We start from the raw sequence: 13,647 nt of genomic DNA, 5'->3' as shown, positions 1-13,647 counted from the left end.
GGGAAGTACAGCGAGTAAGGTTTCAGGCGTAGTGTTCGGCCATTTCGCCGAGAATTTGTTCACACCAGGTCTGTATACGCTCATCGCTGAGATCGTACTGGTTCGTTTCATCCAGCGCCAGGCCGACAAACAGTTGCCCATCCGCAATGACCGGTTTATTGCTGGTAAATTCGTAGCCTTCTGTGGGCCAGTAGCCGACAAATTTAACGCCTTTGAGGGCAAGTTTGTCATGCAACATACCCAGCGCATCCAGGAACCACTCACCGTAGCCGAGCTGGTCGCCCATACCGTAAAGCGCAACGATTTTGCCTTCCAGATTGAGATCGTCCAGTTGCTCCCAGACGGCTTCCCAGTCCTCCTGAATTTCACCAAAATCCCAGGTGGGGATGCCTAAAATGAGCACGTCGTACTGCTCCATTAAGGCGGGGGCGTCATCCTTGAGGTTATGTAATGTCACCAGCTCCGGGCCGAGGATATCGCGAATTTTCTCTGCGGCCATCTCGGTGTAGCACGTGCTGGAACCGTAAAAAAGACCCATGTTCATTACGTTACATCTCGATTCTGCTATAGCGTTGCGGGTAGTGTAACAGAATCGCTGCATTCACGGCACAATGAGGCATAATGCACCAAAAGTAAGCGTGAAGTAGGGAGCGCGAATGGAACAGGATTTAGCGCGTATTGAGCAGTTTCTGGATGCCCTGTGGCTGGAACGAAATCTGGCGGAAAATACATTAAGCGCGTATCGTCGCGATTTATCGATGGTCGTTGCGTGGTTGCATCATCGCGGAAAAACGCTTGCGACGGCGCAGGCTGATGATTTACAAACGCTATTGGCTGAACGTGTGGAGGGCGGATACAAAGCGACCAGCTCCGCACGCCTGTTAAGCGCTATGCGGCGCTTTTTCCAGCATCTGTACCGTGAAAAGTATCGTGAGGATGATCCGAGCGCGCAGTTGGCCTCGCCTAAGCTTCCGCAGCGTTTACCGAAAGATCTTAGCGAGGCGCAGGTTGAACGGCTCTTGCAGGCGCCGCTTATTGATCAACCTTTGGAGCTGCGCGATAAAGCTATGTTGGAAGTGCTGTATGCCACCGGTTTGCGCGTGTCGGAACTGGTGGGGCTGACAATGAGCGATATCAGTCTGCGGCAGGGCGTGGTGCGGGTTATCGGTAAAGGCAATAAAGAGCGGTTGGTGCCGTTAGGTGAAGAGGCGGTATATTGGCTGGAAACGTATCTGGAGCATGGGCGTCCATGGTTACTCAATGGCGTATCGATTGACGTATTATTCCCCAGCCAGCGTGCGCAGCAGATGACGCGGCAGACCTTCTGGCACCGTATTAAACATTATGCGGTACTGGCTGGAATCGATAGCGAAAAACTATCGCCGCATGTTTTACGTCACGCTTTCGCCACGCATTTGCTGAATCACGGCGCCGACTTGCGCGTTGTACAAATGCTACTTGGGCATAGCGATCTTTCGACGACACAAATTTATACGCATGTCGCAACGGAGCGTTTGCGTCAACTTCATCAACAGCACCATCCGCGGGCATGAGTGCTGACAGGAAAGGATAGTTTATGAAAAAGCGTTTTATGATGTTCACTTTACTGGCGGCGGTGTTTTCAGGCGTGGCCCATGCGGATGATGCGGCTATCCGTCAGTCGCTGGCTAAGCTGGGCGTTCAGAGTACGGAAATTCAGGCCTCGCCAGTGGCAGGGATGAAAACCGTCCTCACTCACAGCGGCGTACTGTACGTCACTGATGACGGCAAACATATTATTCAAGGGCCGATGTATGACGTGAGCGGCGCGCATCCGGTAAACGTGACGAACAAACTGCTGATGAGCCAGCTAAATGCGCTGGAAAAAGAGATGATCGTCTATAAAGCGCCGGATGAGAAACATGTCATTACTGTTTTTACCGATATCACCTGCGGCTATTGTCATAAGCTACATGAAGAGATGAAAGATTATAACGCGCTGGGGATCACGGTACGTTATCTGGCTTTTCCGCGCCAGGGGCTGGAAAGCCAGGCGGAGCAGGATATGAAATCTATCTGGTGCGCCAAAGACAAAAACAAAGCGTTTGATGACGCCATGGCAGGTAAGGGCGTGAAACCGGCAAGCTGTGACGTGAACATTGCTGATCATTATGCGTTGGGCGTGCAGTTGGGCGTTAGCGGTACGCCAGCCATTGTATTGAGTAACGGCTATGTGGTGCCTGGCTATCAGGGACCGAAAGAGATGAAAGCGTTTCTTGATGAGCATCAAAAACAGACCAGTGGTAAATAATACGCGTGAAACAACAGAGACAACTTCGTCGGCGCGAGGCTGATGAGACGGCGGAACTCCCCGCCGATCTTCCTCCATTACTACGACGTTTATATGCCAGCCGGGGCGTTCGTAGCGCCCGCGAACTGGAGCGCAGCGTGAAAGGAATGCTGCCCTGGCAACAGCTTAGCGGCATAGATAACGCGGTGGAGATCCTCTACAACGCCTTTCGCGAAGGTACCCGCATTATTGTTGTTGGCGATTTTGACGCCGACGGCGCGACCAGTACTGCGCTAAGCGTATTGGGAATGCGTGCGTTGGGATGTGACAACATCAGTTATCTGGTGCCTAATCGCTTTGAAGACGGCTACGGTTTAAGCCCGGAAGTGGTCGATCAGGCGAAGGCGCGCGGCGCGCAGCTTATCGTCACCGTAGACAACGGCATTTCATCCCACGCCGGCGTAGCGCATGCAAAGACGTTGGGGATTCCGGTGATCGTGACCGATCACCACCTGCCAGGCGACACGTTGCCGGATGCCGAAGCGATTATTAATCCCAATCTGCGCGACTGCGAATTCCCGTCTAAGTCGCTGGCGGGCGTCGGCGTGGCGTTTTACCTGATGCTGGCGTTGCGAACATTTTTGCGCGACAAAGGATGGTTCGACGAGCGCAACATCGCGCCGCCGAATCTGGCGGAGCTGCTGGATTTAGTGGCGTTGGGTACGGTAGCAGACGTTGTGCCGCTGGACGCTAACAACCGTATTCTGACCTGGCAAGGGCTAAGTCGTATTCGTGCCGGGAAATGCCGTCCGGGAATTAAAGCGTTGCTGGAGATATCGAATCGCGATCCGCAGCAGCTTGCCGCCAGTGATTTAGGCTTCGCGTTGGGGCCTCGCCTGAATGCCGCCGGCAGGCTGGATGATATGTCCGTTGGCGTGGCGTTACTGTTGTGCGATAACCTCGGCGAAGCGCGTGTTCTGGCCAGCGAGCTGGATGCGCTTAACCAGACGCGCAAAGAAATAGAGCAGGGGATGCAGGCGGAAGCGCTTATCCTGTGCGAAAAGCTTGAGCGCAGTAGTGAAACGCTTCCGGGCGGTCTGGCGATGTATCATCCTGAATGGCATCAGGGCGTGGTCGGAATTCTGGCGTCGCGCATTAAAGAGCGTTTTCACCGCCCGGTGATCGCCTTTGCGCCTGCGGGCGACGGCACGCTAAAAGGCTCAGGCCGTTCGATTCAGGGGCTGCATATGCGCGATGCGCTGGAAAGGCTGGATACCCTTTACCCTGATCTGATGATCAAGTTCGGCGGTCATGCGATGGCGGCGGGATTGTCGCTGGAAGAGCATAAATTCGAGCAGTTTCAGCAACGGTTTGGCGAGCTGGTGACGGAATGGCTCGATCCTGCCCTGTTGCAAGGCGAGGTGATCTCCGATGGTCCATTAAGCGCGGCGGAGATGTCTATGGAAGTGGCGCAACTGTTGCGGGATGCCGGACCGTGGGGGCAAATGTTCCCGGAACCGTTATTCGATGGTCGTTTCCGTCTGCTACAGCAGCGTCTGGTGGGCGAGCGTCACCTCAAGGTGATGGTGGAGCCTGTCGGCGGCGGCCCGCTGTTGGATGGCATCGCATTTAATATTGATACGACCTGTTGGCCGGATAACGGCGTGCGGGAGGTAGAACTGGCTTATAAACTGGACATTAACGAGTTTCGCGGCAACCGTAGTTTACAGATTATTATCGATGATATTTGGCCGCTATGATCGGGGCGATTTAACAACACTTTCGCTGTAATTAAGGGGCGAAATCCGCTAATATTTCGCCCTTATAACCGCATTTTGACAAGTCAAATAAAAGAAATCAGACCATGTTTGAAATTAACCCGGTGAATAACCGCATTCAGGACCTCACGGAACGCACCAACGTTCTTAGGGGGTATCTTTGACTACGATGCTAAGAAAGAGCGTCTGGAAGAAGTAAACGCCGAGCTGGAACAGCCGGATGTCTGGAACGAACCTGAGCGCGCGCAGGCGCTGGGAAAAGAGCGTTCATCGCTCGAAGCGATCGTCGATACGCTTGATCAAATGACTCAGGGGCTGGACGACGTTTCCGGGCTGCTGGAACTGGCGGTAGAAGCTGACGACGAAGAGACGTTTAACGAAGCCGTCGCGGAACTGAATACGCTGGAAGAGAAGTTGGCGCAGTTGGAATTCCGCCGGATGTTCTCCGGCGAGTACGATAGCGCCGATTGCTATCTCGATATTCAGGCCGGTTCCGGTGGTACTGAAGCGCAGGACTGGGCCAGCATGTTGCTGCGTATGTATCTGCGTTGGGCGGAAGCGCGCGGCTTCAAGACAGAAGTCATTGAAGAATCGGAAGGGGAAGTCGCCGGTATTAAGTCCGCGACTATCAAAATCTCCGGCGAATATGCCTATGGCTGGCTGCGCACTGAAACCGGCGTACATCGTCTGGTGCGTAAAAGCCCGTTTGACTCCGGCGGTCGCCGTCATACCTCGTTTAGCTCCGCGTTTGTGTACCCGGAAGTGGACGACGATATCGATATCGACATTAACCCGGCGGATCTGCGTATCGACGTCTATCGCGCGTCTGGCGCAGGCGGTCAGCACGTTAACCGTACGGAATCCGCCGTGCGTATCACCCATATTCCAACCGGAATCGTGACGCAGTGCCAGAACGACCGTTCGCAGCACAAAAACAAAGACCAGGCCATGAAGCAGATGAAAGCGAAGCTTTATGAACTGGAGATGCAGAAAAAGAACGCTGAAAAACAGGCGATGGAAGACACTAAGTCCGATATCGGCTGGGGAAGCCAGATTCGTTCCTATGTCCTGGACGATTCCCGCATTAAAGACCTGCGTACTGGGGTGGAAACCCGCAATACACAGGCGGTACTGGACGGTAGTCTGGATCAATTTATCGAAGCAAGTTTGAAAGCAGGGCTATGAGGAATCAACATGTCTGAACAAAACGCACAGGGCGCTGACGAGGTAGTCGATCTTAACAATGAAATGAAGGCACGTCGCGAGAAGCTGGCTGCACTGCGTGAGCAGGGTATCCCGTTCCCGAACGATTTCCGTCGTGACCGTACCTCAGACCAACTGCACGCAGAGTTTGACGCGAAAGAAGCTGAAGAACTGGAAGCGCTGAATATTGAAGTGTCCGTCGCGGGCCGTATGATGACTCGCCGTATTATGGGTAAAGCCTCTTTTGTTACCCTGCAAGACGTAGGCGGCCGCATTCAGCTGTATGTGGCGCGCGATGATCTGCCGGAAGGCGTTTACAACGAGCAGTTCAAGAAGTGGGATCTTGGCGATATCCTCGGCGCGAAAGGTAAGCTGTTCAAAACCAAAACCGGCGAGCTGTCTATCCACTGCACCGAACTGCGCCTGCTGACGAAAGCGCTGCGTCCGTTGCCGGATAAATTCCACGGCCTGCAGGACCAGGAAGCGCGCTATCGCCAGCGTTATCTGGATCTCATCTCTAACGATGAATCCCGTAACACCTTCAAAACCCGTTCGAAGATCCTGGCCGGTATTCGCCAGTTTATGGTTGCTCGCGGCTTTATGGAAGTCGAAACGCCGATGATGCAGGTGATCCCAGGCGGCGCGTCTGCCCGTCCGTTTATCACCCATCACAACGCGCTGGATCTGGACATGTACCTGCGTATCGCGCCGGAACTGTACCTCAAGCGTCTGGTGGTTGGCGGCTTCGAACGCGTATTCGAAATTAACCGTAACTTCCGTAACGAAGGCATCTCCGTGCGCCATAATCCTGAGTTCACCATGATGGAACTCTATATGGCGTATGCGGACTACAAAGACCTGATCGAGCTGACGGAGTCTCTGTTCCGTACGCTGGCGCAGGATGTTCTGGGCACCACCCAGGTTCCGTACGGTGATGAAGTGTTTGACTTCGGTAAGCCGTTCGAAAAACTGACCATGCGTGAAGCGATCAAGAAATATCGTCCGGAAACAGATATGGCTGATCTGGACAACTTCGATTCCGCGAAGGCGATTGCTGAAAGCATCGGCATTCACGTCGAGAAGAGCTGGGGTCTGGGCCGTATCGTCACCGAGATCTTTGACGAAGTCGCTGAAGCGCATCTGATTCAGCCGACCTTCATCACCGAATATCCGGCTGAAGTGTCTCCACTGGCGCGTCGTAATGATGTGAACCCGGAAATCACTGACCGCTTCGAGTTCTTTATCGGCGGTCGTGAAATCGGCAATGGCTTTAGCGAGTTGAACGATGCGGAAGACCAGGCGCAGCGTTTCCTGGATCAGGTTAATGCAAAAGCGGCGGGCGACGACGAAGCCATGTTCTACGACGAAGACTACGTGACGGCGCTGGAACACGGTTTACCGCCGACAGCGGGTCTGGGAATTGGTATCGACCGTATGGTGATGCTGTTTACTAACAGCCACACGATTCGCGACGTTATTCTGTTCCCGGCGATGCGTCCGGTGAAATAAGATGTAAATTGCCGGATGGGGCATCAGCCGCCATCCGGCATCTCTTCGTTCAGGCGTAGCGCCATCAGGCAATCTTTAACGCTGGCAGTAATTGAGCAGTCGTTCACGCGCTTGTTCGTCTGACGCTTGCATGACCATCCACGGGCTAAATGCCCACGGCGTAGCGAGAAGGCTTTTCCATACGCTTTTAAATTCGCTCCACTGATAGTCCATCACCTCTTCGCTGTTAACCTGTAACACACTGGTTGCCCGCGCGGCAAATACCGGACAGACTTCATTTTCCACAATACCGTTTGGATCTGTCGCTCGATAGCTGAAGTGCGGATAGACGGGGGTGAGATCGGTAATTTCCACGCCGAGTTCGAACCGACAACGGCGGATGATCGCCTCTTCGGTGGTTTCGCCTTGTTGCGGATGACCGCAAACCGAATTCGTCCACACGCCTGGCCAGGCTTTCTTGCTCAGCGACCGTCGTGTTACCAGCAACTGACCATCTTCGTTAAATAGCCAGCAGGAGAAAGCCAGATGCAAAGGCGTATTAAGCGTATGAGCCGCATACTTTTCCAGTGTGCCGGAAGGCTTATCCTGCTCATCCAATAAAACGACATGTTCCTCAGTCATGAAAGCTCCTGAAAATTAAAATGACCCGGCAGCATGGCCAGGCCATATACTCAGACGATCAGCGTAGCGCATAACAGAAAGAAAGGCATTACCAAAACAGGCCCTGACAGAACGCAGACGAGCGCCATTGTGCCGTGAGTCGATATTATGCTGGCATATCGGATATTCGCGGCATCATCATCCACGCGGCCCCTTTCCGGCGTCAATGGATTGGGCATACGGCATTTGGCTGCTATCATAAGGCGTCTGTCAATAGAGTGAGGAATGGTTTTGAGCGCAGGACGCCTGAACAAAAATAGCCTGGGTATTGCGGTGCTGTTATGCACAGGGCTGCTGCTGGCGGGGTGTTCCAGTAATTCCGGCTCAGGAACGTATTCCGGCTCCGTCTATACCGTTAAGCGCGGCGATACGTTGTATCGTATATCGCGCGCTACGGGAACCAGCGTGAAAGAACTGGCCCGACTGAATGGCATTTCTCCGCCTTATACTATTGAGGTGGGGCAGCGAATTAAAGTGCGCGGCAGCGCAAAGAGTAGCACTTCAACACGCAAAACCAGCAATAAAACAGCAACAAAAACTGCTGCGGTCAGACCGTCATCTTCGGTGCCAAAATCCTCCTGGCCGCCGGTGGGGCAGCGTTGTTGGGTATGGCCTGCTAACGGTAAAGTGATTTTACCTTATTCCACCGCGGAGGGCGGAAATAAGGGGATCGATATTGCGGGCGCGCGCGGAACGCCTGTTTATGCGGCGGGAGCGGGTAAAGTTGTCTATGTCGGGAACCAGCTGCGCGGTTACGGCAATCTCATCATGATTAAGCACAATGAAGATTACATTACGGCTTACGCTCATAATGACACCATGCTGGTTAATAATGGACAAAGCGTTAAAGCGGGGCAAAAAATCGCTACGATGGGCAGCACGGATGCCGCATCCGTAAGACTACACTTCCAGATTCGCTACCGGGCGACGGCCATCGATCCGCTGCGTTATCTGCCGCCGCAGGGGAGTAAACCGAAGTGCTGACGGCGAATTAATCGCCAGTCAGCCAGTAAGTCTCTTGCCAACCAGAGCGTAAGGTTTATAATGCTTTACGCATCTCAAAGCGGGCGTAGTTCAATGGTAGAACGAGAGCTTCCCAAGCTCTATACGAGGGTTCGATTCCCTTCGCCCGCTCCAGACAAATATCTTCTAGTATTTACTAAATCCACGAATTTACAGCAATTTTCCGTGTCGGCCCCACAGTACACAGGGTTTCAATACCTATGTCGGACGGCTATTATCAGCTGGCGACTCCGGTAATGACTTTATCATTCAGCCCGCAGCACAACGATGCCCGGTCTGGAATGCATGTATTCCATAAACGGTGTGTCCACCACTTTTCTGTTTGCGGCCAATGAGGAGGCGTTCCTGAACCACACCTGTTCATCATGGCGAACTACGATACCCACATGTGAAACGTCCAGCCCGTCAAGCGGGGAGTAGACACCGATATAATCCCCGTTTTTTAGGTGGTTCATGACCTGCTGGTTGATGGCTCTTCCGGGAATGTAATTTATTTTACGAGGATGGATGCCCAGACCAGGAATGTACTCGCCGCCATCAGGTTTATGGTTAAGCTGCTTGTCAACAACGACATAATCAGGGCTGATATCCGGCGTTACATCCCGTGCATTACGCGGTGCTGCGGCGAACCAGTCAGAGAAGAAGTGCCGGCGGCTGAGATAAGCAACTTTGCCCGCGGCGTAGCGAGTCCTGGCAAGATTATGCAGAAACGATTTCTGATTATCGCTGCGGGCCAGGGCTTCAACGTAATCAGCCAGGGTAAAGCAGTCCACGCCGTTGAAATTCGCTACAAGGACTTCGGGGATGCCGGGCCCACCGATGAGCGTATCCGCCTGATAAGGTGTTCCGAGAAAAGCAGACGATACGCGGCTGATAACTTCTCCATGGTTTTCGCCTTTATAAGGAATGACATCCGACTGGATAATCCGGCTTATTTTTTCTGCCGTAACGCTGTCCATGCTGGTCTGATATTTTTCTGTGCCAGGGACGGCACAGGCCGTCAGATGCGCCGACATAAGCAAAATTGTCCATGCATTTACCTTCATTATCATCTCCGGAAAGGTTCAAATCCCTTTTTTACCTTTACCGGAAATGGTTGTGATGGATACAGAAAAACGCCAGAGGTTGATTACAGGTTGAGTAATATGAACGCTGATGATGATAAATGTGAAGATCATCATACGACTTTATTCGCCGTTGTTTTTTGCCTGATCGTCAAAGCCAACATGCCCCTTCAGGCTGGCTTATAAGTCAGAGTGTAGATTGCGACGTGTCCGATCAGCGATTCTGACGCGTCCACCTCGGTGTGGCGGTCGTCGCTGACGATCACTTTGACATGGAGAATTTTGTACTCACTGAATGTTCGAACCGGACCACCTCCCAAGAGGTGAAGGAATAGTCCATCAGACGGATTTCCTGTCGCGCGGTCTCAATTATCTTAAGAACAAGCTGGAGATCTGTACCTTCCGGATAAAATCCTGCCTCAATGATGGCTGCGTAAGTATGCGGTACTGGCGCACACCGAGCCAGACCGAGCAAACCGGGCAGAAGCCATGGGCACATATGTTTTTTATGCATTGTTTGCATGGTATTTCCTTCATTGGATGTATTCAGAAATGCCGGAGTCGGACAAGGATGCCCTGCGGAGTGCGCGTCATGTGACTGGATTATTTTTTCCTGTATATCTCTTTGACATATACATCGCCTCTACTCATAATGGATATACGCGTTGTATATCCAGAAAGGAGGCAGTTATGCACACAACACTTTTTTTTAGTAACCGGACCCAGGCAGTCAGATTGCCTAAATCGATATCCTTTCCGGAGGATGTGAAACATGTCGAAATCATTGCGGTTGGCAGAAGCAGAATCATTACTCCAGTCGGAGAATCCTGGGACAGCTGGTTCGATGGCGAAGGCGCCAGTACTGATTTTATGAGTACCAGAGAACAACCCGCAGTACAGGAACGGGAAGGATTTTGATGCTGAAATTCATGCTTGATACCAATACCTGTATTTTCACCATCAAAAATAAGCCCGAACACATCAGAGAACGCTTCAACCTCAATACATCCCGAATGTGTATCAGCTCCATCACCTTAATGGAGCTGATTTACGGTGCTGAAAAAAGCCTGGCGCCGGAGCGTAATCTTGCCGTCGTGGAGGGATTTATCTCCCGCCTTGAGGTTTTGGATTACGATACACAGGCAGCGATACATACCGGTCAAATCCGTGCCGAACTGGCCCGCAAGGGAACACCTGTCGGGCCTTATGACCAGATGATTGCTGGCCATGCCGGTAGCCGCGGACTGGTCGTCGTCACAAACAATCTCCGCGAATTTGAACGCATTCCGGGTATCCGAATCGAAGACTGGTGCTAATTTCTGCATCAGATGTTATCCCCGGATTCAAACTCTTTTCCGGATTTAGTGGCACAGTCAATTTGGTTACCTGCTTAATGGTGGTTTGCATCACATTTTTAGCTGGTGGTATTTTTTTATGTTGACTGGAGATATCTGCCAACAGCATAACTTTTACGGCCAGATAATAAATAAAAGAGTACCAAAATGTCGTATTCTGACATGTTTACGAAGGGAGTACCGCTCCCTTCTTTTTTGTCTATGGAAAACCCCCAGCTAGGCTGGGGGTTCCGGAAAGCTTTCAGCTTTAAGCCAGTTATTAAAACCCCTTTTGATTTGTTAAAACATCTTGCGGTCTGGCAACTGCAAAAGTTCAACAAGAAATCAAAAGGGGGTCCCAATGGGGGACGAAAAGAGCTTAGCGCACACCCGATGGAACTGTAAATATCACATAGTTTTCGCGCCCAAATACCGAAGACAAGCGTTCTATGGAGAGAAGCGTAGGGCAGTAGGCAGCATATTAAGAAAATTGTGTGAATGGAAAAACGTACGAATTCTGGAAGCAGAATGTTGTGCAGATCATATTCACATGCTTCTGGAGATCCCGCCGAAGATGAGTGTGTCGAGTTTCATGGGATATCTGAAGGGTAAAAGTAGTCTGATGCTTTACGAGCAGTTTGGGGATCTAAAATTCAAATACAGGAACAGGGAGTTCTGGTGCAGAGGGTACTATGTCGATACGGTGGGTAAGAACACGGCGAAGATACAGGACTACATAAAGCACCAGCTTGAAGAGGATAAAATGGGTGAGCAATTATCGATCCCGTATCCGGGCAGCCCGTTTACGGGCCGTAAGTAACGAAGTTTGATGCAAATGTCAGATCGTATGCGCCTGTTAGGGCGCGGCTGGTAAGAGAGCCTTATAGGCGCATCTGAAAAACCTCCGGCTATGCCGGAGGATATTTATTTTGTTTCCTGGATACTCACTGAACAATGCCGTTACTGCCCGATAACTGCCGCATCCCCCTCTCCATAGCCGTTTCCTGCAACTTAAATCACAGACGTTGATTTACCAGGCCGATAGGCCTTCTTTCCCGTTATATACCCTTCATACTTCAAGTGGCTTATGTGTTAGCTACGGATTACTCAGTCCATCCATGGGCCTCGCCCTGACGGGCCGTCGCATGCGACGTTCAAGTCTGCTCCCGGCAGATTTGTTGCTCTCCCCGGTCACAGCGTTATCTATGCTCCCGGGGACTCACTCCCTTGCCGCCTTTCAGCAACTCAAATTATTTTTGGTATATATCAGTGAACTTCTATTTTTGTCAGTTTTTATTTTCCAGTTTATTTATTATTAAATACTGTTTCTGGCCTGGATATATTTTCGTGAATAGCCTCCCGACAGCCGGAGATAAAGTTATTTGCTGGCGTAACAGTGCTCATAATTTAAAAGATTTATTTATAGTTTGTTATCACGGAAAGATTTTAACTTAATACATGCCAGTAAGGCATCAGGTAAAATAACCGGAGAGAAGAAGATGAACAAAATGCTATTAGCCGGAAGTACCGGTATTGTTCTGCTGTCTGCTGCAGCCAGTCCGGTATGGGCAGACGATAATGCCAGTACATTTTCACTTGGATACGCCCAGTCCCATACTAATCACGCCGGGACGTTGCGTGGGGTACGGCTGGCAAACAACTATGAAATGTCACCGGACTGGGGGCTGACAACCTCATTTGCATGGCTAAATGGAAGCCAGCGCTATTCCGATGAAAGCAGTAATGGTCGTGTAACAACCCGTTATTACTCCCTGCTTGCAGGCCCCTCATGGAAAATAAATAACCAGTTAAGTCTGTATAGTCAAGTGGGCCCCGTATTATTGCATCAGCGTGATCACGGGATAAATGAGTCTGACAGTAAGGTCGGATATGGTTATTCTGCTGGCGTGGCTTATACCCCGGTCAGTAGTGTCGCTATAACTCTGGGTTATGAGGGAGCGGATTTTGATGCTACCCATAACAGCGGAAGCCTTAATAGCAATGGTTTTAATCTTGGCGTGGGTTACCGGTTCTGAATAGGATAATCCGATAAAAAATGTTACTTTGTGGAGATGATGGATTATGAAAAGCCATATTATGCCAGGCGTTGCGCTGATGGTTATCCTGTTTTCAGGAAATATTATGGCCGCAACAAACATGACTGATAACGTTACTCTGAATAATGACAAGATATCCGGACAGGCCTGGCAGGCCATGCGTGATATCGGAATGTCGCGATTCGAGTTGTTTAATGGTCGCACCCAAAAGGCGGAACAACTGGCTGCGCAAGCAGAAAAACTCCTGAACGATGACAGCACTGACTGGAATCTGTATGTCAAATCAGATAAAAAAGCCCCAGTTGAAGGAGACCACTATATTCGGATAAATTCATCGATTACGGTAGCAGAAGATTATCTCCCTGCGGGCCAGAAAAATGATGCTATTAATAAAGCAAACCAGAAAATGAAAGAAGGAGATAAAAAAGGGACTATAGAGGCCCTGAAACTAGCAGGCGTCAGTGTTATTGAAAATCAGGAACTCATTCCTCTTCAGCAAACCCGTAAGGATGTGACCACAGCGCTTTCCTTGATGAACGAAGGAAAATACTATCAGGCAGGTCTGTTACTGAAATCAGCTCAGGATGGCATAGTTGTAGACTCTCAGTCAGTTCAGGAATCACCCACGCACTCCGTGCAGCACGACGCCGCGCATTAATATCCCCCAGCCTGCTGTATACATTACAGCAGGCAGCATTATGTCTGACAGCTATTACCAGTTTGTTCTTTGCTGTCGGCATTGTTTTTAAA

Annotated in this window: 15 protein-coding genes, 1 tRNA gene and 14 other annotated features; of the genes, 12 read left to right on the top strand and 4 right to left on the bottom strand. The window is 51.0% G+C overall.

From position 1 onward, the window contains the following. Positions 1–22: 22 nt before the first annotated feature. Positions 23–564 (bottom strand): flavodoxin 2 gene (fldB, locus tag STM3045; RefSeq protein ID NP_461961.1). Within the gene, positions 23–544 belong to an annotated coding region; the region does not span the whole gene. Next, positions 559–564 (bottom strand) — a ribosome-binding site (putative RBS for fldB; RegulonDB:STMS1H003089). Its footprint overlaps the gene before it by 6 nt. An 80-nt stretch (positions 565–644) precedes the next feature. Then, positions 645–650: a ribosome-binding site (putative RBS for xerD; RegulonDB:STMS1H003088), on the top strand. Here fldB and xerD point away from each other — a divergent pair. From xerD to lysS, 5 genes are all read left to right on the top strand, one after another. Then, positions 645–1,553 (top strand): site-specific recombinase gene (gene xerD / locus STM3044; protein NP_461960.1). Within the gene, positions 657–1,553 belong to an annotated coding region; the region does not span the whole gene. (Overlaps the previous feature by 6 nt.) A 7-nt stretch (positions 1,554–1,560) precedes the next feature. Continuing rightward, positions 1,561–1,566: a ribosome-binding site (putative RBS for dsbC; RegulonDB:STMS1H003087), on the top strand. Continuing rightward, positions 1,561–2,290 (top strand): protein disulfide isomerase II gene (dsbC, locus tag STM3043; protein NP_461959.1). Within the gene, positions 1,577–2,290 belong to an annotated coding region; the region does not span the whole gene. (Overlaps the previous feature by 6 nt.) Next, positions 2,280–2,285 (top strand) — a ribosome-binding site (putative RBS for recJ; RegulonDB:STMS1H003086). Its footprint overlaps the gene before it by 6 nt. After that, positions 2,280–4,029 (top strand): ssDNA exonuclease gene (gene recJ, locus STM3042; RefSeq protein NP_461958.1). Within the gene, positions 2,296–4,029 belong to an annotated coding region; the region does not span the whole gene. The genes dsbC and recJ overlap by 11 nt, the downstream gene beginning before the upstream one ends. A 321-nt stretch (positions 4,030–4,350) precedes the next feature. Then, on the top strand, positions 4,351–5,232 hold the full coding sequence (gene prfB, locus STM3041) for a peptide chain release factor RF-2 (RefSeq protein ID NP_461957.3): 882 nt from the start codon (positions 4,351–4,353) through the stop codon (positions 5,230–5,232). Continuing rightward, positions 5,231–5,236: a ribosome-binding site (putative RBS for lysS; RegulonDB:STMS1H003085), on the top strand. (Overlaps the previous gene by 2 nt.) Beyond that, positions 5,231–6,759 (top strand): constitutive lysine tRNA synthetase gene (lysS, locus tag STM3040; RefSeq protein ID NP_461956.1). Within the gene, positions 5,242–6,759 belong to an annotated coding region; the region does not span the whole gene. It overlaps the preceding feature by 6 nt. Before prfB ends, lysS begins: the two co-directional genes overlap by 2 nt. 75 nt (positions 6,760–6,834) lie before the next feature. Here lysS and idi read toward each other — a convergent pair. Next, positions 6,835–7,391 (bottom strand): isopentenyldiphosphate isomerase gene (gene idi / locus STM3039; protein ID NP_461955.1). Within the gene, positions 6,835–7,380 belong to an annotated coding region; the region does not span the whole gene. Next, positions 7,386–7,391, bottom strand: a ribosome-binding site (putative RBS for idi; RegulonDB:STMS1H003084). Its footprint overlaps the gene before it by 6 nt. Positions 7,392–7,644: 253 nt before the next feature. On the opposite strand from idi, the gene STM3038 reads away from it, so the two are divergent. Both STM3038 and glyU read left to right on the top strand, forming a co-directional pair. Then, positions 7,645–8,403: a putative metalloendopeptidase gene (locus STM3038; RefSeq protein NP_461954.1), complete on the top strand. Its 759-nt coding sequence runs from the start codon at positions 7,645–7,647 to the stop codon at positions 8,401–8,403. A 79-nt stretch (positions 8,404–8,482) separates the two neighbouring features. After that, a tRNA-Gly gene (glyU, locus tag STM3037) sits at positions 8,483–8,553 on the top strand. 134 nt (positions 8,554–8,687) lie between these two features. Here the strand turns inward: glyU and STM3036 are convergent. Both STM3036 and STM3035 read right to left on the bottom strand, forming a co-directional pair. After that, positions 8,688–9,501, bottom strand: a protein-coding gene (locus tag STM3036; RefSeq protein NP_461953.1) for a putative inner membrane protein. Within the gene, positions 8,688–9,494 belong to an annotated coding region; the region does not span the whole gene. Next, positions 9,496–9,501, bottom strand: a ribosome-binding site (putative RBS for STM3036; RegulonDB:STMS1H003083). (Overlaps the previous gene by 6 nt.) 267 nt (positions 9,502–9,768) lie before the next feature. Then, positions 9,769–10,027 (bottom strand): putative periplasmic protein gene (locus STM3035; RefSeq protein NP_449411.1). Within the gene, positions 9,769–10,020 belong to an annotated coding region; the region does not span the whole gene. Then, positions 10,022–10,027, bottom strand: a ribosome-binding site (putative RBS for STM3035; RegulonDB:STMS1H003082). Its footprint overlaps the gene before it by 6 nt. A 162-nt stretch (positions 10,028–10,189) precedes the next feature. Further along, positions 10,190–10,195 (top strand) — a ribosome-binding site (putative RBS for STM3034; RegulonDB:STMS1H003081). Here STM3035 and STM3034 point away from each other — a divergent pair. The 5 genes from STM3034 to STM3030 all read left to right on the top strand — a co-directional run bounded on the left by STM3034 (position 10,190) and on the right by STM3030 (position 13,555). Further along, positions 10,190–10,424 (top strand): putative cytoplasmic protein gene (locus STM3034; protein NP_461951.1). Within the gene, positions 10,197–10,424 belong to an annotated coding region; the region does not span the whole gene. Its footprint overlaps the feature before it by 6 nt. Continuing rightward, positions 10,416–10,421 (top strand) — a ribosome-binding site (putative RBS for STM3033; RegulonDB:STMS1H003080). It overlaps the preceding gene by 6 nt. Further along, positions 10,416–10,822, top strand: a protein-coding gene (locus STM3033) for a putative nucleic acid-binding protein (RefSeq protein NP_461950.1). Within the gene, positions 10,424–10,822 belong to an annotated coding region; the region does not span the whole gene. Before STM3034 ends, STM3033 begins: the two co-directional genes overlap by 9 nt. Positions 10,823–11,058: 236 nt before the next feature. After that, positions 11,059–11,767: a mobile genetic element, on the top strand. Then, positions 11,196–11,201 (top strand) — a ribosome-binding site (putative RBS for tnpA_4; RegulonDB:STMS1H003079). It overlaps the preceding feature by 6 nt. Beyond that, the gene (tnpA_4, locus tag STM3032) for a transposase for IS200 (RefSeq protein NP_461949.1) occupies positions 11,196–11,660 on the top strand. Within the gene, positions 11,202–11,660 belong to an annotated coding region; the region does not span the whole gene. It lies within the feature at positions 11,059–11,767 and overlaps the preceding feature by 6 nt. Before the next feature lie 565 nt (positions 11,768–12,332). Next, positions 12,333–12,338: a ribosome-binding site (putative RBS for STM3031; RegulonDB:STMS1H003078), on the top strand. Next, the gene (locus STM3031) for an ail and ompX-like protein (RefSeq protein NP_461948.1) occupies positions 12,333–12,876 on the top strand. Within the gene, positions 12,340–12,876 belong to an annotated coding region; the region does not span the whole gene. (Overlaps the previous feature by 6 nt.) Positions 12,877–12,906: 30 nt before the next feature. After that, positions 12,907–12,912 (top strand) — a ribosome-binding site (putative RBS for STM3030; RegulonDB:STMS1H003077). Further along, positions 12,907–13,555 (top strand): putative periplasmic protein gene (locus STM3030; protein ID NP_461947.1). Within the gene, positions 12,923–13,555 belong to an annotated coding region; the region does not span the whole gene. Its footprint overlaps the feature before it by 6 nt. Positions 13,556–13,647 lie beyond the last annotated feature (92 nt).

The organism is Salmonella enterica subsp. enterica serovar Typhimurium str. LT2 (genome assembly GCF_000006945.2).
GTDB classification, from domain to species: Bacteria; Pseudomonadota; Gammaproteobacteria; order Enterobacterales; family Enterobacteriaceae; genus Salmonella; species Salmonella enterica.
This window is presented reverse-complemented; position numbering and strand designations above follow the sequence as displayed.